The 20,611-nt window shown below is 41.3% G+C and carries 19 protein-coding genes and 2 tRNA genes; 13 read left to right on the top strand and 8 right to left on the bottom strand.

Features of this window, described 5'->3' with window-relative positions; translation table 11 throughout:
* Positions 1-317: 317 nt before the first annotated feature.
* Genes KFO40_RS23060 through KFO40_RS23050 form a run of 3 tightly spaced genes read right to left on the bottom strand, consistent with a single transcriptional unit; the run spans position 318 to position 5,009 of the window.
* Positions 318-1,772, bottom strand: a complete 1,455-nt coding sequence (locus KFO40_RS23060) for a glycoside hydrolase family 57 protein (RefSeq protein ID WP_211146841.1) — start codon at positions 1,770-1,772, stop codon at positions 318-320.
* A 17-nt stretch (positions 1,773-1,789) separates the two neighbouring features.
* Positions 1,790-3,055, bottom strand: coding sequence for a glycosyltransferase family 4 protein (locus tag KFO40_RS23055; RefSeq protein ID WP_004316709.1), 1,266 nt, complete (start codon positions 3,053-3,055; stop codon positions 1,790-1,792).
* Positions 3,056-3,071: 16 nt separating this feature from the next.
* On the bottom strand, positions 3,072-5,009 hold the full coding sequence (locus KFO40_RS23050) for a glycogen debranching enzyme N-terminal domain-containing protein (RefSeq protein WP_008019777.1): 1,938 nt from the start codon (positions 5,007-5,009) through the stop codon (positions 3,072-3,074).
* A gap of 213 nt (positions 5,010-5,222) precedes the next feature.
* Between KFO40_RS23050 and KFO40_RS23045 the strand changes: the two genes are divergently transcribed.
* Entirely contained in the window at positions 5,223-5,879 is a 657-nt protein-coding gene (locus tag KFO40_RS23045) for a rhomboid family intramembrane serine protease (protein WP_087318523.1), read from the top strand.
* A 140-nt stretch (positions 5,880-6,019) separates the two neighbouring features.
* Here KFO40_RS23045 and KFO40_RS23040 read toward each other — a convergent pair whose 3' ends face one another.
* Entirely contained in the window at positions 6,020-6,619 is a 600-nt protein-coding gene (locus KFO40_RS23040) for a MarC family protein (RefSeq protein WP_117683296.1), read from the bottom strand.
* Positions 6,620-6,756: 137 nt separating this feature from the next.
* Between KFO40_RS23040 and KFO40_RS23035 the strand changes: the two genes are divergently transcribed.
* Positions 6,757-7,425 carry a Crp/Fnr family transcriptional regulator gene (locus KFO40_RS23035; protein WP_004316175.1) on the top strand — a complete coding sequence of 223 codons (669 nt, stop codon included), beginning with the start codon at positions 6,757-6,759 and terminating at the stop codon, positions 7,423-7,425.
* Positions 7,426-7,519: 94 nt separating this feature from the next.
* Here KFO40_RS23035 and guaA read toward each other — a convergent pair whose 3' ends face one another.
* Both guaA and mscL read right to left on the bottom strand, forming a co-directional pair.
* Positions 7,520-9,043, bottom strand: a complete 1,524-nt coding sequence (gene guaA / locus KFO40_RS23030; RefSeq protein ID WP_008020864.1) for a glutamine-hydrolyzing GMP synthase — start codon at positions 9,041-9,043, stop codon at positions 7,520-7,522.
* Between the two features lie 131 nt (positions 9,044-9,174).
* On the bottom strand, positions 9,175-9,621 hold the full coding sequence (gene mscL, locus KFO40_RS23025; protein ID WP_004316173.1) for a large-conductance mechanosensitive channel protein MscL: 447 nt from the start codon (positions 9,619-9,621) through the stop codon (positions 9,175-9,177).
* Between the two features lie 142 nt (positions 9,622-9,763).
* On the opposite strand from mscL, the gene gap reads away from it, so the two are divergent.
* From gap to KFO40_RS22990, 7 genes are all read left to right on the top strand, one after another.
* Positions 9,764-10,774, top strand: coding sequence for a type I glyceraldehyde-3-phosphate dehydrogenase (gene gap, locus KFO40_RS23020; RefSeq protein WP_004316172.1), 1,011 nt, complete (start codon positions 9,764-9,766; stop codon positions 10,772-10,774).
* Positions 10,775-10,947: 173 nt separating this feature from the next.
* Complete coding sequence (locus KFO40_RS23015) at positions 10,948-13,008, top strand: M3 family metallopeptidase (protein ID WP_055235844.1); 2,061 nt, start codon at positions 10,948-10,950, stop codon at positions 13,006-13,008.
* Between the two features lie 38 nt (positions 13,009-13,046).
* Positions 13,047-13,562 (top strand): DUF4847 family protein, encoded by a 516-nt coding sequence (locus KFO40_RS23010; RefSeq protein ID WP_087318520.1) that lies wholly within the window; start codon positions 13,047-13,049, stop codon positions 13,560-13,562.
* Positions 13,563-13,570: 8 nt separating this feature from the next.
* Positions 13,571-14,020, top strand: a complete 450-nt coding sequence (locus KFO40_RS23005; RefSeq protein ID WP_008020857.1) for a dCMP deaminase family protein — start codon at positions 13,571-13,573, stop codon at positions 14,018-14,020.
* Between the two features lie 30 nt (positions 14,021-14,050).
* Positions 14,051-15,802: a S41 family peptidase gene (locus KFO40_RS23000; RefSeq protein WP_008020856.1), complete on the top strand. Its 1,752-nt coding sequence runs from the start codon at positions 14,051-14,053 to the stop codon at positions 15,800-15,802.
* Positions 15,780-16,307, top strand: a complete 528-nt coding sequence (locus KFO40_RS22995; protein ID WP_049701978.1) for a 5-formyltetrahydrofolate cyclo-ligase — start codon at positions 15,780-15,782, stop codon at positions 16,305-16,307. The genes KFO40_RS23000 and KFO40_RS22995 overlap by 23 nt, the downstream gene beginning before the upstream one ends.
* Entirely contained in the window at positions 16,252-17,043 is a 792-nt protein-coding gene (locus tag KFO40_RS22990) for a histidinol-phosphatase (protein WP_128859403.1), read from the top strand. Before KFO40_RS22995 ends, KFO40_RS22990 begins: the two co-directional genes overlap by 56 nt.
* Here KFO40_RS22990 and KFO40_RS22985 read toward each other — a convergent pair.
* Positions 17,030-17,317, bottom strand: coding sequence for a DUF721 domain-containing protein (locus KFO40_RS22985; RefSeq protein WP_004316165.1), 288 nt, complete (start codon positions 17,315-17,317; stop codon positions 17,030-17,032). The two genes, KFO40_RS22990 and KFO40_RS22985, sit on opposite strands and share 14 nt — an antisense overlap.
* Positions 17,304-18,422 carry a DNA replication/repair protein RecF gene (gene recF / locus KFO40_RS22980; RefSeq protein ID WP_008020853.1) on the bottom strand — a complete coding sequence of 373 codons (1,119 nt, stop codon included), beginning with the start codon at positions 18,420-18,422 and terminating at the stop codon, positions 17,304-17,306. The genes KFO40_RS22985 and recF overlap by 14 nt, the downstream gene beginning before the upstream one ends.
* A 160-nt stretch (positions 18,423-18,582) precedes the next feature.
* Between recF and KFO40_RS22975 the strand changes: the two genes are divergently transcribed.
* From KFO40_RS22975 to KFO40_RS22960, 4 genes are all read left to right on the top strand, one after another.
* Entirely contained in the window at positions 18,583-19,266 is a 684-nt protein-coding gene (locus KFO40_RS22975) for a tetratricopeptide repeat protein (protein ID WP_004316163.1), read from the top strand.
* 150 nt (positions 19,267-19,416) lie between these two features.
* Positions 19,417-19,911 carry a 6,7-dimethyl-8-ribityllumazine synthase gene (gene ribH, locus KFO40_RS22970; RefSeq protein WP_004301766.1) on the top strand — a complete coding sequence of 165 codons (495 nt, stop codon included), beginning with the start codon at positions 19,417-19,419 and terminating at the stop codon, positions 19,909-19,911.
* A gap of 50 nt (positions 19,912-19,961) precedes the next feature.
* Positions 19,962-20,044 (top strand) — tRNA-Tyr (locus tag KFO40_RS22965).
* 8 nt (positions 20,045-20,052) lie between these two features.
* A tRNA-Gly gene (locus KFO40_RS22960) sits at positions 20,053-20,125 on the top strand.
* Positions 20,126-20,611 lie beyond the last annotated feature (486 nt).

Here is a 20,611-nt window from a genome sequence, read left to right as displayed (position 1 = left end):
TGCTTTATAATATATTTATAGAGAAGTCAGATAAAATAATTCCATAATAAAACCGCTCAAACAGCAATCTTTGCTAGCGTACGTTATAGTTATAAATAAGCCTAAGATTCCTGATTAATATAGAAGAAATAGTGACGGTATATGCTTAGGATATTAACGGTATCGTCACCATATAGCGTCACTATTTCTATCGGATAGCGTTATTACTATCTTACAAAAGTATATTCTCCTACAAAGATCTTAACTTAATCCATAATAAAAACCGTGAGTTTGATTTTATCTCACTCACGGTTCCATATAATAGATTCTTATACTTCTTACTTAACAGCAGCCTTTTTAGCTTTCCCCGTAGACTTCTTCGACTCGGCTGTTGCTTTCTTTACTTCAGCTTTCTTTGCAGCAGGTTTTGATTTAGTAGCAGGGGCCTCTTTCACTACCGGCTCTTTAGCATTAGTAGCCTTTTTGACCGCCGTTTTCTTTGCCGCTTCTACTTTTGCCTGTAATTTAGCCAATACCTTTTCCAATTCAGTAATCTCATCCCCCTGATTCTTAATGGTAGTCAACAAAGAATTTAGTTCTTCACTGTCTACATCGGCAGGATATAATGCATCTACCCGTTTGATAAAGTCACCCAAAATATTCATATAGTTGGTGAAAGCATCATAAGGAGAATCATAGATACCACGGTTCAACCACATACCATTGTTCTTCGTTGTCATAAAACGGAAGTTATTGCTGGCCTGCAAGTAATCCCAATCCTGCTTAATACGACGATCATCACATAAATGAACACGTTCGGCTACACTATACAGTTTATTGAAAGCCTCACGTTGCATGACATTACCCAGCCAACAACTAGTATCTCTTTCTTCATCCACCCATGACATCGGATAGGCAACATCAAGCTGCGACACTGATTTCAGCTTCGTTACGATTTCCGTCGGCGTAGAGAACGTGATTCCCTTAGCTTTTGCACATTCCGGCAGTGCCTTCATGAATTCAAGAATATTAGAAGATAACGGTTGAGCCATACCAAGTGCACTCAATTCCATGAAGATATTGATGACTTGTTCTTCTTGTGGCAATGCATCGATCCAATTAATATACTTATCAGCAAACAAAGGATATTCCGCCCACTCCGAATTAGAGAAACGCAAACTGATGTCGTCAGAGAGTTTGAAATCCCGCAACAAGAGCTTAAGACTTGGAGCCTGATTACAGTGATAAACATAATGCGGGCTCTTCCATCCCAACACATGTTTAGCACCTTCCGTCAACATCCCCTTGAAGCCCATAGAAGCTACCAATCCACCAATTTCATCAGAATAAATCAGACTAGAATTGCGGAACACTTTCGGCTCTTTACCAAACATCTGTTTCATCTTATCACGTTGACGAAGTACTTCTTCACGGAAGCAATCCTCATTGGCCAGTGAAGACAAGCCATGAGAATAAGGCTCACATAAGAACTCGCAACACCCAGTTTCATTCAACTGGTGCAATAAATCAATGACTGCCGGAGCATGAATTTCCAATTGTTCCAAGGCTACTCCCGAGATAGAAAGCGCTACTTTAAAAGCCCCCCCCGAGTTTTTCGCCATCTCAATCAATGTATTGAGAGCAGGAATATACGAACGTTCAGCGACCTCATTCATACCCGTTTCGTTGGCATAATCATCATAATAATAATGGTCATTACCAATATCGAAGAAACGATAACGTTTCAAATGGATAATTTGATGTATTTCAAAATAAAGACAGATAGTTCTCATTTTTATTTATTGTTTTGTTATTTACCATAGTTTCTTAACACAGACTCGTAGAGAGCACGGATTCTCAAGCCGACTTTTTCCCACGTAATCCCATCTACTTCCTTCTTTCCCTCTTCTTTGAGATATTCGAAAAGAGACGGATTGGTACACAGAGAATGGATAGCGTCAGCCATCGCATGAATATCCCAATAGTCCGTTTTTATCACCTTATCAAGAATCTCGCCACATCCAGACTGCTTAGAAATAATGGAAGGTGTTCCACACTGCATAGCTTCCAGCGGAGCGATACCGAAAGGTTCAGAGACGGACGGCATGACAAATACATCACTGTTCTTATAAACCTCATATACCTGTCTGCCTTTCATGAAGCCCGGGAAGTGGAATCGATCGGCAATACCACGCTCAGCAACCAAGTTAATCATGGCATTCAACATATCGCCCGACCCCGCCATTACAAAACGAATATTACGAGTACGCTGCAATACAAGCGCAGCAGCTTCTACAAAATATTCCGGTCCTTTCTGCATTGTAATACGTCCGAGGAAAGTGACCACCTTTTCTTTTGAGTGATCGGGACGCGGAATATCCAGCAGTTCCTGCGACAATGGATAAACAGCATTATGCATTGCAAATACCTTTCTGGGGTCCTGATGATACTCGTTAATAACAGTGCGACGAGTTAGCTCGGATACGCACATGATACAATCGGCATGATCCATACCATTCTTCTCAATCGAATAAACAGTAGGATTGACTTTGCCACGAGAACGGTCAAAATCCGTAGCATGCACATGGATGCAAAGCGGCTTTCCGCTAACCATTTTGGCATGTACTCCGGCAGGGTAAGTCAGCCAGTCATGCGCATGAATGATATCAAACTCCTGCTGACGGGCTACTACTCCGGCAATGATCGAGAAATTATTAATTTCTTCGTGCAAGTTCCCGGGATAACCACCTGCAAATTCCATACATCCCAAATCATTTACATGCATATAAGAAAAATCGGCATAGATATGGTCGCGGAAAGAGTAATATTCTTCCGGTGTCATTTCCAACAAACGTGATTTCAAGTAGTCATAGTGGACATCACGCCACACGATGGGTACTTGATTCATACCGATTATTTTCAAGAACTTCTCTTCTTCGCCGCTAGGTTTAGGCATACAGAAAATCGTCTCCATATCACCTTGCAGACTCAATCCTTTAGTTATTCCATAAGAAGCAACCGCAAGACCACCATATATTTTGGGAGGGAATTCCCATCCAAACATTAAAACTTTCATCTTCGTTCCTCCTTTTTTAATAATACTTAGACAGTAGCTTTAAGACACGCAGTATTTCTGCTACATTCATCGCGAACGATACTGCGCCACGTCCTTTGAAAGGCGGGTTCCCATCAAACAACTCGGGAATGGAACCAACGCAGTGGCTTGTCATCTCATCATCATAACTAATCAGCTGACGTTCAACGAATGACAACCCGCTCATCTTATAAATTCGAAGATAAGCTTCCAGATAGAATCCCATCAACCAAGGCCAAGCAGTTCCCTGATGATAAGCATAATCCCGTTGTATCTGCGGACCTACATAGTTCGGATTATATCCACCGCTCTTCGGACTCAACGAACGAATTCCTTTCGGAGTGAGCAGCTCTTTGGTCACAATATCGAGCACCTGTTTCTTTTGCGCACGATCCAAAGGAGAATAATCAAACGCTACGGTAAATATCATATTAGGACGTACACTCCAGTCCATCATATTACCGTCTACATAATCAAGCAAATAACCATATTCATTACGGAATACCTCGACAAAAGATTTTCCTGTCACTTCTGCCTGTGCATCAAGTTCATCTGCCAAGTACACATCACCACCTTCACGCACCAGATCAGCGATAAAACGCAGTGCATTATACCATAAGGCATTAAATTCAACAATATATCCAGTACGAGGAATCACCGGATGCCCGTTCACAGTAGAATTCATCCATGTAATCGCCTTATCCGTACCATTGGCAAAAAGTAATCCATTGTCATGCAAGAAAAGATTCTCATGTCTTCGCTGACGGATAAACTCCATAATATCTTTCAGAAGCTCTCCATATTTCTGACGGCATTGTTCGCGGGAAGTCTCTTTGGCATATTGCTGCATAGCCCAGACAGCCCAAAGCAAAACGTCAGGATGCTCCATTTCATAAATCTTGTATCCTACAGGTTCTTCATTAATAAAATTACGAATCGCCTTTTCCGCCGTTTTCATCACATCCTCAAACTGGTCGATCTCATCAAGCGCAAGCGTCAGTCCAGGCAAGGCGATAAACATATCACGAGCACGGCATTTAAACCACGGATAACCGGCAAGAATATAATGTTCGTCTTCCTGTTGGTTATGGAACTGATGAGCGGAATTTTTCAGACAGTGGTAAAAGCTATCACGTGGGGTACGATCAGCTACTTCAGCCTCAAATGTTTGTTTCAGTCTACGAGGAGTTACTTCTGAAGTTCCGGCAGAGAATACAATACTCTCTCCTTTCTTTATATCCACTTCGAAATAGCCGGGAACATAAAGGTCTTCATTGAAGTCATACCCACGTTCCTGTTCTTTCGGATATTCAATCCCCCGATACCAGTCGGGCATGAAATGAAACTCACACTTTTTATTCAACTGCATATAAAGTTCCGGATAACCGGGATACATACAGGTCTTAATACCATTTTCCACCAGTTGATACTCGCGGCTTGCCTGTGGGTTTTCGTGAGTGTACTCACGTACACTTCTGAAAGCAAGGAACGGCCGGAAGCGCAGGGTTGTAGCCGAATGCGCATCAAGTAAAGTATAACGAATCAGGATTCTATTTTCATGATGTACAAAGATTTTTTCTTTGCGGAGGATTACACCTCCGACACGGTAAGTTGTTGCCGGGATATGTTCACAGTCAAACTCACGGATATACTTGTGTCCGTTAGGACTAAAGTTGTTTCCCTGATATTTGTGCAACCCCAAGTTAAACTCCGCACCGTGTTGAATTACCGTTTCATCAAGAGAAGATAGCAGCACATGATTTTCATCGTCGAGATTGGGAACTGGAATTACCAACAGGCCGTGATATTTGCGTGTGTTACAATCAACAATCGTCGTACAATGATAAGCTCCTGCTTTGTTCGTCCGGAGGATTTCTCTCTGAAGAGATTCTTCCAGATTCGTCATGAGGGTCTTGTCAAATCGTAAATAACTCATAGTTGTGCATTATTAAAGGTTAATTATTGGTCATTATATCGTATATCTATTTATTGTTACATACCGTATATATTGGCTGTAGCAGCATATACAATAGGTATAACGCCCAAATGTACAAATTATAGATAAAAACAAAAATAAAAAGGCTTTTTATTTTCAGATTTTGTGCAAATATTCGTAGTATTGCGTAAAATATCTAAAGAAAAGAATGTCATGAAGCAAGATATTCAGCGTATCATGCTGGCTGCAGCAAAGCCTTTGTTCCTTATTTTTATTCTCTATATACTCAAGATTATGGAAGTCGGGATGGACTGGGACTTCTCTCGCTTGGGGGTATATCCTATGGAGAAACGGGGACTGACCGGCATTTTAACCCATCCGCTGATACACAGCGGGTTCAGTCATCTATTAGCAAATACAATCCCTTTATTCTTCTTGTCATGGTGTCTTTTTTACTTTTACCGGGGAATAGCCGGTAAAATTTTTATTCTCATTTGGCTCGGAAGCGGACTACTTACTTTCCTGATCGGAAAACCGGGATGGCACATCGGTGCCAGCGGACTGATCTATGGCTTTGCCTTCTTTCTCTTTTTCAGTGGTATTCTCCGCAAATATGTTCCACTCATTGCCATCTCTTTACTTGTCACCTTTTTATATGGAGGAATTATATGGCATATGTTTCCTTATTTCTCCCCTACCAATATGTCGTGGGAAGGACATCTTAGCGGAGGAATTATGGGAACGCTCTGCGCTTTCGTTTTCGTAAATCACGGACCGCAACGGCCGGAACCTTTTGCAGATGAAACAGAAGAGGAAGAAAATACAGAAGAAGAAGCAACAACTGCAGCAGCAGAAGAAGAAACGCTATAAATGCCAACTCATGTCACCCATATTGGCAGACTTGTGCCATCGAAGTGGCACGCTTGTGACAGAGGCATGTCACAGTTGTGCCAACACGATGGCACAACCGATACAATAGTTTTCAATTTAACAAGAAGGATTAAGCCAGATCAAGACCGATGCAACGCTTCAATCAATAACGTTATATTGGCCGTAAACAACCTTACAGAAATAGCCAATAAGATGATACCAAAAAACTTACGAATAATATAGATACCACCTTTTCCCAAGAAACGTTCTACACGACCAGTCATACTCACTACAAAGTAAACCCAGATCATGTTCAATACTAAAGCTATAATGATATTGATACTGGCATATTCCGCCCGAAGAGAAAGCAAAGTAGTAAAAGCTCCGGCACCTGCCAACAAAGGAAAGACAAGCGGCACCAAAGTAGCTTCTTTGATAGGACCCTGATTTTTGAAAATCTCAATATCCAAAATCATCTCCAAAGACATGAGGAAGATAACAAACGCACCGGCAACTGCAAACGATTCGATATCTACATGGAAGAGTTTCAGCATCATATCTCCCGCATAGAAAAATCCGATCAGCAAAACAAAAGAGATGACGGTAGCTTTCATTGCATTCACATCTTTCCCCTTTTCTTTCAGGTTAATTATAATAGGTATAGAGCCGATAATGTCTATCACGGCAAAAAGTACGATAAACGCACTAACCATCTGTTGCCAATTGAAGCCTGCAAACATAATTTCCTCCTTTTTTTCTGCAAATATACTCTATTTTTATACATTCAAACAATAAAAAAAACAAAAAGAAGGGTCAGATATTGACAGCCGTGTTGTATTATGAGTAAATTTGTACGATTAACAAGAGATTACAACATATGGAAACAATGTTCGACACTTTGCTCCAATTGCCTTTATTTCAAGGTCTTTGTCATGAAGATTTCACAAGTATTCTGGATAAGGTCAAGCTACACTTTATCAAGCATAAAGTGGGAGAAACTATCATTGAGAGTGGTAGTCCGTGTAAACAACTCTGCTTCCTGTTAAAAGGCGAGGTTTCTATCGTCACAAATTCCAAAGAAAATATATACACCGTCATTGAACAGATGGAAGCACCTTACCTGCTGGAACCACAGTCGCTGTTTGGCATGAACACCCATTACACTTCTGCTTATGTGGCACATACAGAAGCGCATACTGTCAGTATCAGCAAAGCATTTGTACTTAGCGATCTGTTCAAATATGAAATATTCCGGCTCAACTATATGAATATCGTAAGTAACCGGGCACAAAATCTTTACTCCCGCTTATGGGAAGAGCCGACACAGGATTTAACAGAGAAAATCATTCGCTTTTTTCTGTTGCATTGTGAAAAGATTCAGGGAGAAAAGATATTCAAAATGAAGATGGACGATCTTGCCCGCTACTTAGATGACACCCGGCTGAATACTTCAAAAGCGCTCAATGAGCTACAAGACAAAGGATTATTAGAATTACGTCGGAAAGAGATTCTTATTCCGGATGCACAGAAGCTGGTAAGCGAATAGATACGGACTGGCTCATTATAAAAAGACCTATTCATCATAAAAATAGCCTCAACAGGAATTCCTATTGAGGCTATTTTTAGATTATAAAGTGTTATTATTCCCACTCAATGGTTGCTGGTGGTTTAGAACTGATATCATAGGTTACACGGTTCACTCCCTTCACCTTATTAATAATATCATTCGATACCTTACCCATAAATTCATAAGGCAGATGCGCCCAGTCGGCTGTCATGGCATCTGTAGATGTCACAGCACGTAAAGCAACTGCTCTTTCGTACGTACGTTCATCTCCCATCACGCCTACAGACTGTACTGGCAACAAGATAACTCCTGCCTGCCATACTTTATCATACAATCCCCAGTCACGCAATCCCTGAATAAAAATATCGTCAGCATCCTGCAGGATACGTACTTTTTCAGGAGTAATATCACCCAGAATACGCACTGCCAGCCCCGGTCCCGGGAACGGATGGCGGGTAATCAGATGTTCCGGCATACCCAACTCACGACCTACCCGACGAACTTCATCCTTAAACAACAAACGAAGTGGCTCACATAATTTCAGATTCATCTTTTCAGGAAGTCCACCTACATTATGATGGCTCTTTATCACTGTACCCGTGATAGACAATGACTCGATACAATCCGGATAGATTGTACCTTGGGCCAGCCATTTCACGTCTTTGATCTTATGAGCTTCTACATCGAACACATCGATGAACCCCTTACCTATAATCTTACGTTTAGCTTCCGGTTCGGCCACACCAGCCAGTTCCGTAAAGAACTTTTCGCTGGCATCAACGCCAATCACATTCAAACCAAGACATTCGTAGTCTTTCATCACATTCTTGAACTCATTCTTACGCAGCATACCATGATCTACAAAAATACAAGTCAAGTTCTTACCGATAGCTTTATTCAGCAGCACTGCCGCAACCGACGAATCGACTCCGCCACTCAAACCGAGAACGACCTTATCATCACCCAACTGATCTTTCAGTTCGGCAACCGTGCTCTCAATAAAAGAAGCCGGCGACCAGTCTTGCTTGCAGCCGCAAACATCTACCACAAAGTTCTTCAGGATTTGAGTTCCGTCTTCACTATGGAATACTTCCGGATGGAACTGAACACCCCATACCTGCTCCCCTTCTATCTGATAAGCAGCAATCTCTACTTTATCTGTTGAAGCTATTTTCTTGAAATTATCAGGAATAGCAGTAATCGTATCTCCATGACTCATCCACACCTGCGACTCCTCACGCACTCCTTTAAACAGTACATTATCTTTGCAGAAAGAAGCCAAATGAGCACGTCCATACTCACGCGTTCCGGCCGGTTCCACTTTCCCGCCATTGGTGTATGACAGATACTGTGCACCATAACAAATACCCAATATCGGATATTTACCACGAATTTCACTCAAATCTACTTTGAAAGCATCTTTATCGTAAACCGAAAAAGGGCTTCCGGAGAGAATGACTCCTTTAATAGTCGGGTCTTCTTTAGGAAACTTGTTATAAGGAACGATTTCACAATACGTATCCAATTCACGTACACGGCGGCCTATAAGCTGTGTTGTCTGCGAACCGAAATCAAGAATTATTATTTTTTCCTGCATATCAATGGTTGGATTTTGAATAAATTGAGTTGCAAAAGTAGAAAAAAGTACGCAATCTATATTAATAATGAAGAGAAAAATAAAGGAGATTCACAAGTTTACACCTGAAATCTCCTTCATTTTAATTAGAATCAATTATTTTTTTCTTTCAGCAAATCACGTATCTCCGTCAACAAAACTTCTTCTTTCGTTGGCGCAGGAGGAGTTGGAGGAGCAGCCGCTACTTCTGCCTGTTTTTTAGTTGTCAGTTTCGTAATCAAACGTATAAATAAAAATATAGCAAAAGCGATAATCAGAAAATCAAAGGTGGCCTGCAGAAACTGGCCATAATCCAATGTCACAGCCGGAGCTATCTCCTTACCGTCAGCACCGATCTCTGCCGCTTTCATCACCCATTTCAAATCCGTAAAGTTCACACCGCCAACCAGTAAACCAATCGGAGGCATAATAACATTAGCAACCAATGATGATACGATTTTTCCAAACGCACCACCAATAACAACACCGACAGCCATGTCTATGACGTTACCTTTCATGGCAAACGCCTTAAAGTCCTGTAAAAATGTACTCTTTCCCATCTTTTTTCAATATTTAATGTGAATTTAATGCGCGAATATAAAAACATTTTTGTAATTTTGCACCGCATTTGAAAATAAAACAAGTGCGGAGGTAGAGAGATATTTGAACAAATATTATAAAACCCTTAAAAGTTTAAACAAAATGATTAAAGTAGGTATTAATGGATTCGGACGTATCGGACGTTTCGTTTTCCGCGCTGCAATGACAAGAAACGATATTCAAATCGTAGGTATCAATGACCTTTGCCCGGTTGATTACTTGGCTTACATGCTGAAGTATGATACAATGCACGGTCAATTCGACGGTACTATCGAAGCAGATGTTGAAAACAGCAAATTGATCGTTAACGGTCAAGCTATCCGTATCACAGCTGAAAGAAATCCGGCTGACTTGAAATGGAACGAAGTAGGTGCAGAATACGTTGTTGAATCTACAGGTTTGTTCTTGAGCAAAGACAAAGCTCAGGCTCACATCGAAGCTGGTGCAAAATATGTTGTAATGTCAGCTCCTTCTAAAGATGACACTCCGATGTTCGTTTGCGGTGTAAACGAAAAGACATACGTAAAAGGTACTCAATTTGTATCTAACGCTTCTTGTACTACTAACTGTTTGGCTCCTATCGCTAAAGTATTGAACGACAAGTTCGGTATCCTTGACGGTTTGATGACTACAGTTCACTCTACAACTGCTACTCAGAAAACAGTTGACGGTCCTTCTATGAAAGACTGGAGAGGTGGTCGTGCTGCTTCTGGCAACATCATCCCTTCTTCTACTGGTGCTGCTAAAGCTGTAGGTAAAGTAATCCCTGCATTGAACGGCAAATTGACTGGTATGTCTATGCGTGTTCCGACTTTGGACGTATCTGTAGTTGACTTGACAGTTAACTTGGCTAAACCGGCTACTTACGCTGAAATCTGCGCTGCAATGAAAGAAGCTTCTGAAGGCGAATTGAAAGGTATCCTGGGTTACACTGAAGATGCAGTAGTTTCTTCTGACTTCTTAGGTGACGCTCGTACTTCTATCTTCGACGCTAAAGCAGGTATCGCTTTGACTGATACTTTCGTTAAAGTTGTATCTTGGTATGACAACGAAATCGGTTACTCTAACAAAGTTCTTGACTTGATCGCTCACATGGCATCAGTTAACGCTTAATTAGAAGCTTGAACCATATAGAAAACCGCTGCGGGAAACCGTAGCGGTTTTTTTATACATTTCATTTTATATATTGTTAAAAAGCAACGTGTTATCCGTTGAATAAGCGACAATTTTAGTAGCTTTGTACTTCTATGGAGAGATTATTAATAACATTGATACTAGTTTGCACTATGAGCAATATAACAAACGCCCAGAATCCTTTCTACGGGCAATACCATACGCCGCACGGAACCGTGCCGTTCGACCGGATTGAAACTGAACATTATGAGCCTGCTATCCTCGAAGGAATCAAGCTGCAAAATGCTGAAATAGAGGCTATCATACAGAATCCGGAAAAGGCTGATTTTAGCAATACGATAGAAGCTTTCGAAGCATCAGGGGAATTACTGGATAAAGTAGTTGCCGTCTTCGGTAATATGTTGAGCGCAGAAACGAATGACGATCTGCAAGAACTCGCTCAAAAGATTATGCCGTTGCTTAGTGAACACAGCAATAATATCACACTGAATGAAAAGTTATTCGCACGTGTGAAAGAAGTGTATAACCAAAAAGAGACTTTGCAACTGACACAGGAACAAAAACAGTTACTGGAAAATGCATACAACAGTTTTGTTCGTCATGGTGCCAATTTGGAAGGAGAAGCGCGGGAAGAGTACCGCCGCCTGACTAACGAGTTGAGTAAACTGACGCTTACTTTCAGTGAAAACAACCTGAAAGAGACAAATGCCTATCAGATGCTATTGACAAAAAAGGAAAGTCTCGCCGGATTACCCGAAATTATCATAGAAGCTGCTGCTGAAACAGCCAAGAGCGAAGAAAAAGAAGGATGGGCGTTCACGCTTCATGCTCCAAGCTACGTTCCTTTCATGACGTATTCCGACAACCGTGATTTACGCCAGAAATTGTATATGGCTTACAATACAAAATGTACGCACGATAACGAATTCAATAATATCGATATCGTAAAAAATATAGCTAATACACGTATGAAAATAGCCCAGCTATTGGGATACAAAGATTATGCGGAATATACGCTAAAGAAAAGAATGGCTGAAAACAGTGAGTCTGTATACAAACTGCTCAACCAACTGTTGGAAGCATACGCTCCTACCGCACAACAAGAATACAAAGAAATCCAAGAACTGGCCCGCGAAGAGCAGGGAGATGATTTCGTTGTAATGCCTTGGGACTGGAGTTATTATTCAAACAAACTGAAAGACAAAAAATTCAATATCAATGAAGAAATGCTCCGTCCTTACTTCGAATTGGAACAAGTGAAGAAAGGAGTGTTTGGACTAGCTGAAAAGTTATATGGAATTACTTTCCGGAAAAATACAGAAATTCCGGTTTACCATAAAGAAGTGGAAGCCTTTGAAGTGTTTGATAAAGACGGAAAATTCTTAGCCGTCTTATATACTGACTTCCACCCGCGTTTAGGTAAGCGCGCCGGAGCTTGGATGACAAGTTACAAAGACCAATGGATAGATAAAAAGACTGGCGAAAACAGCCGTCCGCATGTATCCGTTGTGATGAACTTTACCAAGCCAACCGAGAATAAGCCTGCTTTATTAACATTCAATGAAGTAGAAACATTCTTGCATGAGTTCGGACATAGCCTGCATGGTATGTTTGCCAATTCCACTTACAGAAGTTTAAGCGGAACCAATGTATATTGGGACTTTGTGGAGCTTCCTTCGCAGATTATGGAGAACTTCGCCATAGAGAAAGATTTCCTCAATACATTTGCCCGTCATTATCAGACAGGAGAAGTTTTACCGGATGAATTAATAAAACGTCTTGTAGATGCTTCTAATTTTAATATTGCCTATGCTTGTCTGCGACAACTAAGTTTCGGTTTACTCGATATGGCGTGGTATACTCGCAACACTCCTTTTGAAGGAGACGTGAAAGCTTATGAACAGGAAGCCTGGAAGGATGCACAAATATTGCCGATTGTACCAGAAGCTTGCATGAGTACGCAGTTTTCCCATATCTTTGCTGGTGGATATGCCGCCGGATACTATAGTTATAAATGGGCGGAAGTACTGGATGCCGATGCTTTCTCATTGTTCAAGCAAAAAGGAATATTCAATCAGGAAGTTGCAGACTCGTTCCGCAATAATATCTTGTCGAAAGGAGGAACGGAACATCCAATGGTACTTTATAAACGTTTCCGCGGACAGGAACCAAGTATTGATGCTTTATTAATCAGAAATGGAATAAAGAAATAAGTATTAAGTATAAGGTATTAAGTATTAAACATAACCGTATGAAGAAGAATATCTATAAAATAGTAGGATTATTACTATTGCTTCCTTTATTTTCAGGGTGTAATGATTCGGACGATGTAGCCGCTATCTTTACAGGAAAAACGTGGAAACTAAATTATATCACTGTGGATGGAGGTCATGAGATGTTTGGCTTTTGGGAGAATGAGGAACAAGAAAAAGCAAGTATCAAAGAGCTTAATAAGAATGGTACATACAATATCGTATTTGATGGTACAGTAGATGGAGATGTTATGAACGGAAATATAAAAGGAACTGTCATTGCAACCAGTACTTTTGAAGGGAAATGGAGTGCCAATGCCAAAAACAACAGCTTTAAAGCTACTGTTACCACTGCAGGTAATTATGGTAACGACCAACTCGCCAGAAATTTTATAGAGGGGCTTAATGCTGCTACATCTTACGAAGGAGATAGTAATAACTTATACCTTTTATACAAACCGGCATCCGGTAAACAAACTTTCCGTATGGTTTTCCGGGTAGTTAGTAATAAATAGTAAACAACATGGACACTGAAAAGAAACAATTAGAACTTGACAAACGTTATATACGCATGGCCAGTATATGGGCTGAAAATTCCTATTGCCAACGCCGTAAAGTAGGAGCTTTAATTGTTAAAGATAAAATGATTATCTCCGACGGATATAACGGAACGCCTTCCGGTTTTGAGAATGTATGTGAAGATGAAAACAATCTGACAAAACCATACGTCCTGCATGCGGAAGCAAATGCCATTACCAAAATAGCACGTTCAAACAACAGTAGCGACGGTGCTACCATGTACGTCACCGCCTCTCCTTGCATCGAATGTGCGAAGTTAATCATACAGGCAGGGATCAAACGGGTAGTTTACTCCGAACATTACCGCCTGGAAGATGGAATTGAGTTATTAAAACGGGCGGGAATCGAAGTTATCTACACAGAATTAGATAACCATTCCTCTCCGAATAAATAAGAAGACGAACGTTTTAAAAAAGGAATAGACATGAGTACAAAAAACTCTTCACGTTTTACACCTGTCATCATAGCAGTCAGCGTGGTAGTCGGGATTCTTATCGGTACATTTTATGCCAAGCATTTTGCCGGCAACCGTTTGGGTATCATCAACGGTTCCTCCAATAAGCTAAACGCATTGTTACGCATTGTAGACGATCAATATGTCGACACCGTAAACATGGCCGATTTAGTGGAAAAAGCCATGCCGCAGATTCTGGCCGAATTAGATCCACATTCAACTTATATCCCTGCCCAAAATCTCGAAGAAGTCAACTCGGAACTGGAAGGTAGCTTTAGCGGGATCGGTATCCAGTTTACTATACAGAATGACACCATTCATGTGAATGCAGTCGTTCAGGGTGGCCCTTCTGAAAAGATAGGATTGATGGCGGGCGACCGTATTGTTACCGTGGACGACAGTTTGTTTGTTGGTAAGAAAGTAACCAACGAACGGGCTATGCGCACTCTGAAAGGCCCGAAAGGTTCACAAGTGAAATTAGGTATCAAACGAACAGGAGAAAAAGACTTATTGCATTTCAACATTACCCGTGGAGACATTCCTCAAAATACCGTTGATGCAGCTTATATGCTAAACGATGACATAGGTTACGTGAAAGTCAGCAAATTCGGACGTACCAGCCATGTAGAATTGTTGAATGCACTGGCACAACTCAACCATAAAAAATGCAAAGGTCTAATCATTGACCTCCGCGGTAACACCGGAGGATATATGGAAGCTGCCATCCGCATGGTGAATGAATTCCTGCCCGAAGGCAAATTAATCGTATACACTCAAGGCCGTAAATATCCACGTGCAGAAGAATTCGCCAACGGTACAGGTAGCTGTCAGAAAATGCCACTCGTCGTATTGATTGACGAAGGTTCTGCTTCTGCCAGTGAAATCTTCACCGGAGCTATTCAGGATAACGACCGGGGTACAGTTGTAGGACGCCGTTCCTTTGGTAAGGGGCTTGTGCAACAACCGATCGATTTCAGTGATGGTTCGGCTATCCGCCTGACAATCGCCCGCTACTACACTCCATCCGGACGTTGTATCCAACGCCCATACGAAAGCGGTAAAGATCGTAACTACGAACTGGATTTATATACCCGTTACGAACATGGGGAATTCTTCTCACGCGACAGTATCAAGCAGAATGAGAGCGAACGCTATAACACCAGCCTGGGACGTACTGTTTATGGCGGTGGTGGTATCATGCCGGATATATTCGTACCGCAAGATACAACGGGAGTCACCTCTTATCTTTCTACTGTTATCAACCGGGGACTGACTATTCAATTCACATTCCAGTACACCGACAATAACCGGAAGAAACTTAGCCAATATGAAACAGAGGAAGAATTGCTGAATTATCTTCGTCATCAGGGATTGGTAGAACAGTTTGTCCGTTTTGCCGACAGCAAAGGAGTGAAAAGAAGAAATATCCTCATTCAGAAGTCATACAAACTTTTGGAAAAGAACCTCTTTGGTAACATCATCTACAATATGCTTGGACTGGAAGCTTATCTTCAATATTTTAACAAGACAGATGCTACCGTCATTAAAGGCATTGAGATACTCGAAAAAGGAGAAGCTTTCCCCAAAGCTCCGGTAGCCGTTGAAGAGGAAGAAGTGACGAAGGACAAAAAAGATGGAAAGAAAAAAAGAACTGCGCAAGCGTATAGCATTACTGAAGACCCAACACGCGGATTCGACTATGCGAAAGCTGCAATCAGCTAACATACTGACCGCCCTTGAAGCCCACCCGGCTTTCAGGGCGGCCAATACCGTACTACTATACCATTCGCTAAATGATGAAGTAGACACACATGAGTTTATCCAAAAATGGAGCAATAAGAAACGAATCTTGCTCCCCGTAGTGGTAGGCGATGATTTAGAGCTTCGGGTATATACCGGGCCTGAAAATATGTCAATCTGTGGTGTCTATGGCATAGAAGAACCAACCGGGGAAGCATTCACAGACTATGCAGCCATCGACTTCATCGTCGTTCCCGGGGTCGCTTTCGACGCAAAAGGTAATCGTTTGGGACGAGGAAAAGGATACTACGACCGCCTCTTGCCACGCATACCAACAGCTTACAAAGCTGGGATTTGTTTCCCATTTCAATTAGTAGAAGAAGTTCCTGCGGAATCATTCGACGTCCGCATGGATATAATTATAACAATCAATGAAGACGAATTATCACACCCATACCACCCGCTGCCATCATGCGACAGGGAGTGACGAAGAATTTGTTTTAAGTGCCATCAAAGGCGGCTATCAAGAAATAGGCTTTTCAGACCACACTCCGTGGAAATACCACACCAATTATATCTCCGACATCCGCATGCTCCCTGAAGAGTTGCCGGGGTATGTGGAAAGCCTCCGTTCGCTACAAGAAAAATACAAGAATCAAATCAGTATAAAAATAGGATTGGAATGTGAATACTTTCCTGAATATATACACTGGTTAAAAGGAATCATCAAAGAATATAAGCTGGATTACATCATTTTCGGAAATCACCATTTTCATACAGATGAGAAGTTTCCCTATTTCGGCCGGAATACAGATTCGGTAGACATGCTCGAGCTCTACGAAGAGAGTGCTATTGAAGGGATGGAAAGCGGACTGTTTGCCTACCTTGCCCATCCGGATTTATTCATGCGTTCCTACCCGGAATTCGATCATCATTGCAAACTGGTCAGCAGACATATCTGCCGAACAGCAGCACGGTTAAACCTACCGTTGGAATATAATCTTGGTTATGAAGAGTATAATGACATTCATGGAATCATCACCATTCCTTACCCGGATTTCTGGAAAGTAGCCGCCCATGAAGGTTGCACCGCTATCATCGGTGTAGATGCTCACAATAATCAATATCTGGAAAATCCTTTTTATTACAGCCGTGCAACCGAAACACTTCGCAAGCTGGGTATAAAGGTTATAGACAGAATCCCTTTCCTCAACGAAAAATAATGTTTGTAATAACCATAGCACCGACTCTCTGATTGAGTGTGCGCACCAATACTTCACGCCCCATCATCAACTCCTGCCGGAGAGCAGCAGAAGTAAGATGCACATACAATGTCTGATTACGAATATAAAGATTGCTGGTATAAGCCGCCGCCGGTCCTAAGACTTGAGGCCAGGCATCCAACAGTCTTTGTTCGTTCAGCGGAGACTCCAAACTCTCCTGACGAAGAAACTGTTGAATCAGTTTTCCTATTTGTTCGGCATCATTGCGCTTCATCGTCAGCCTCCATTTCTTGAATTGTACCCTCTTCTACACGAAATATCTTATAATCACTACCTACCTTATGTAAAATACGGTCCAGATGCCCCCGGTTCGTATCCGTTATAAATATCTGCCCGAAATTGTCTCCGCCCACTAACTTCACTATTTGCTCTACGCGGGAAGCATCCAGTTTATCAAAAATATCATCTAATAATAATAAAGGAACAGTTCTGCCCGTACGTTTCAAGAAATCAAACTGTGCCAGTTTTAACGCCACCAGATATGTCTTATTCTGTCCCTGCGAGCCTTCTTTCTTTATCGGAAATTCGCCCAACAGCATATTTAACTCATCCTTATGAATCCCCCGCAAAGAGAACCCCATTATCTTATCCCGCTCCCTGCTCTGCTTCAACACTTCCAACAAAGAAGCATCCCGTGCATGAGACTCATAAGATAATCCCACAGCCTCTTTATCCTGAGAAATAAAAGAATAGAAAGATTGGAAAATAGGAATAAACTCCCGGATAAACGCTTCACGCTTCCGGAAAACGATTTCACCGGCTTGAGACATCATTTCCTCCCATACAAGAAACAATTCCTCCTCCACCGGAAACTCACTCTTCAGCAATGAATTACGCTGCACCAATGCTTTATTATACCGTATCAGTGCTTCAAGATATTCTTTATCATACTGCGAAATCACTACATCCATAAACCGGCGACGTTCATCACTCCCTCCGGCTATCAATTCAGAATCGGCAGGTGAAACCATCACCAAAGGAAGGAAGCCGATGTGATCCGAGAAACGACTATATTCTTTCTTATTCCGTTTAAATTGTTTCTTCGAACGGCGTTTCATTCCACAATAAATCTCTTCAGGAGTTCCGTCCTCCGCTTCATAGAAACCCTGGATGACAAAGAAGTCTTGTTCATGACGAATATTCTGCGAATCAATCGGATTGCCGGAACTTTTACAGAAGGATAAGAAATACACTGCATCCAGCAGATTCGTCTTCCCCATCCCATTCAGTCCAAAAAAACAATTCAGTTTGGCAGAGAATCCCAGCTCCACCTCTTCCAGATTCTTATAATTTAATATAGATATTCGTTTCAGTATCATTGTGCACACGTTAATTTGTTCACAAAAGTAGCAAGATTTTCGTGGTTTTCGGGTGTAAAACAAAAAAAGATGCTTCTAAATTTCATTTGTAGATATAAAAAAACTACTTTTGCGAGTCGAAATATCAAACTGTGAATAATAACAAAAAGAATCATATAAAATGGCAGAACAAAAGAACCAGAACGAACATCTGAACGTAGAAGATGCACTGACACAATCGGAAGCATTTCTTATCAAGTACAAAAACGCAATTATTGGCGGTGTTGTTGCTGTGATTATTATTGTAGCAGGTTTTATCATGTACAAAAACCTCTATGCTGAACCACGTGAAGAAAAAGCACAAGCAGCTCTTTTCAAAGGACAGGAATACTTTGAACAGGATGCTTTTGAACAGGCTTTAAACGGTGACAGCATCGGTTACACAGGTTTCCTGAAAGTAGCTGATGAGTACAGCGGAACAAAAGCTGCTAATTTGGCAAAAGCTTATGCTGGTATTTGCTACGCACAACTTGGCAAATATGAAGAAGCAGTGAAGATGCTGGATAGCTTCAATGGAAAAGACCAAATGGTTGCTCCGGCAATCTTGGGTGCTGCAGGTAACTGCTATGCACAACTTGGTCAACTGGACAAAGCTGCCTCTACTTTACTGTCGGCAGCAGACAAAGCTGACAATAACACATTAAGCCCGATTTTCCTGATACAAGCCGGAGAAATCTTGGTAAAACAAGGAAAATATGACGATGCAGTAAACGCTTACACTAAGATCAAGGATAAATACTTCCAGTCTTATCAAGCTATGGACATCGACAAATATATCGAACAGGCTAAATTGATGAAAAAATAATACCTTATTATATAAGGAGATCGAGGCACGGATTACACCGGATTAAGCGGATTATCTATTAAAACCGTGGAATCCGTGAAATCCGTGCCTTTCTTCTTAATTTCCCATACTTTCAAACTTCATTTTATAATTCTCAACTTTTAATTTACTATGGCAACAGCTTACCATAACTTATCCGAATATGATTTCAATTCCGTTCCGAATGCAGAAGCAATGAAATTTGGCATTGTCGTATCCGAATGGAACTTCAATATTACCGGTGCTTTACTGAAAGGCGCAGTCGATACATTAAAAAAACATGGAGCAAAAGACGAAAATATTCTGGTAAAAACTGTACCGGGAAGTTTCGAACTAACTTTTGGCGCCAATCAAATGATGGAAAATTGCGATCTTGATGCAATTATTGCAATTGGTTGCGTAATTAAAGGAGATACTCCACATTTTGATTATGTTTGTATGGGAGCAACCCAGGGAATTACCGAATTAAACGCAACTGGCGATATACCAGTTATTTACGGATTAATTACCACAAATACAATGGAGCAAGCAGAGGATCGTGCCGGTGGCAAACTGGGTAACAAAGGAGACGAATGTGCAATTACTGCAATAAAAATGATCGATTTTGTTTGGAGTTTAAATAAATAGTTGTATCTTTGCACCGCAATTGAGAAACAAACCTCCTCAAAAGCAAAAAAGGGCAAATACCAGAGTGGCCAAATGGGGCAGACTGTAAATCTGCTGTCTTTCGACTTCGGTGGTTCGAATCCATCTTTGCCCACAAAAATTGCGGAAGTAGCTCAGTTGATAGAGCATTAGCCTTCCAAGCTGAGGGTCGCGGGTTTGAGCCCCGTCTTCCGCTCTTCTGAAAATCAGATAGTTATCGCAAGATTTCTATCTGATTTTTGTTTTTAGAGGGTGCTGAATCTGCACGAAACTATGCGGTTGAAGTCAACCAAGAAGTCAACCAAAAATTTTATGAGTGCAGCAATCAACGTAGTGTGCTACAAGTGGAAAACGTTAGCAAATGGAGAATCCGGCTCAGTCTGAAACCTTGGGGGATTGCGTTAAAATTCTTATTTTTGCATCATGAAAACATCCTCTTCCCAAACGATTGATCCTGTTGCTTCTTTAAGCTTGTTCTTGCCTTCAGGAATCCTTGATTACTTTACCCTAGTCAATCATGTTTCTCAGGATACTTGCTTTATTCTTTATTTAGAGGAGAAAGCCACTATTCCGGCTCAGTTGTAATTCTTGGGGGATTAAGTTTAGTCAATTCCCTTCATGCATATACCTTTGCTAGCCTAAAAAGGAAGAAGCTCATATCCACTACTCCTCTAAATGATGC

This window comes from Bacteroides sp. 1001302B_160321_D4, assembly GCF_015667765.1.
GTDB lineage: Bacteria > Bacteroidota > Bacteroidia > Bacteroidales > Bacteroidaceae > Bacteroides > Bacteroides xylanisolvens.
The sequence above is the reverse complement of the archived record's forward strand: the minus strand, read 5'-3'. Positions and strand labels throughout refer to the sequence as shown.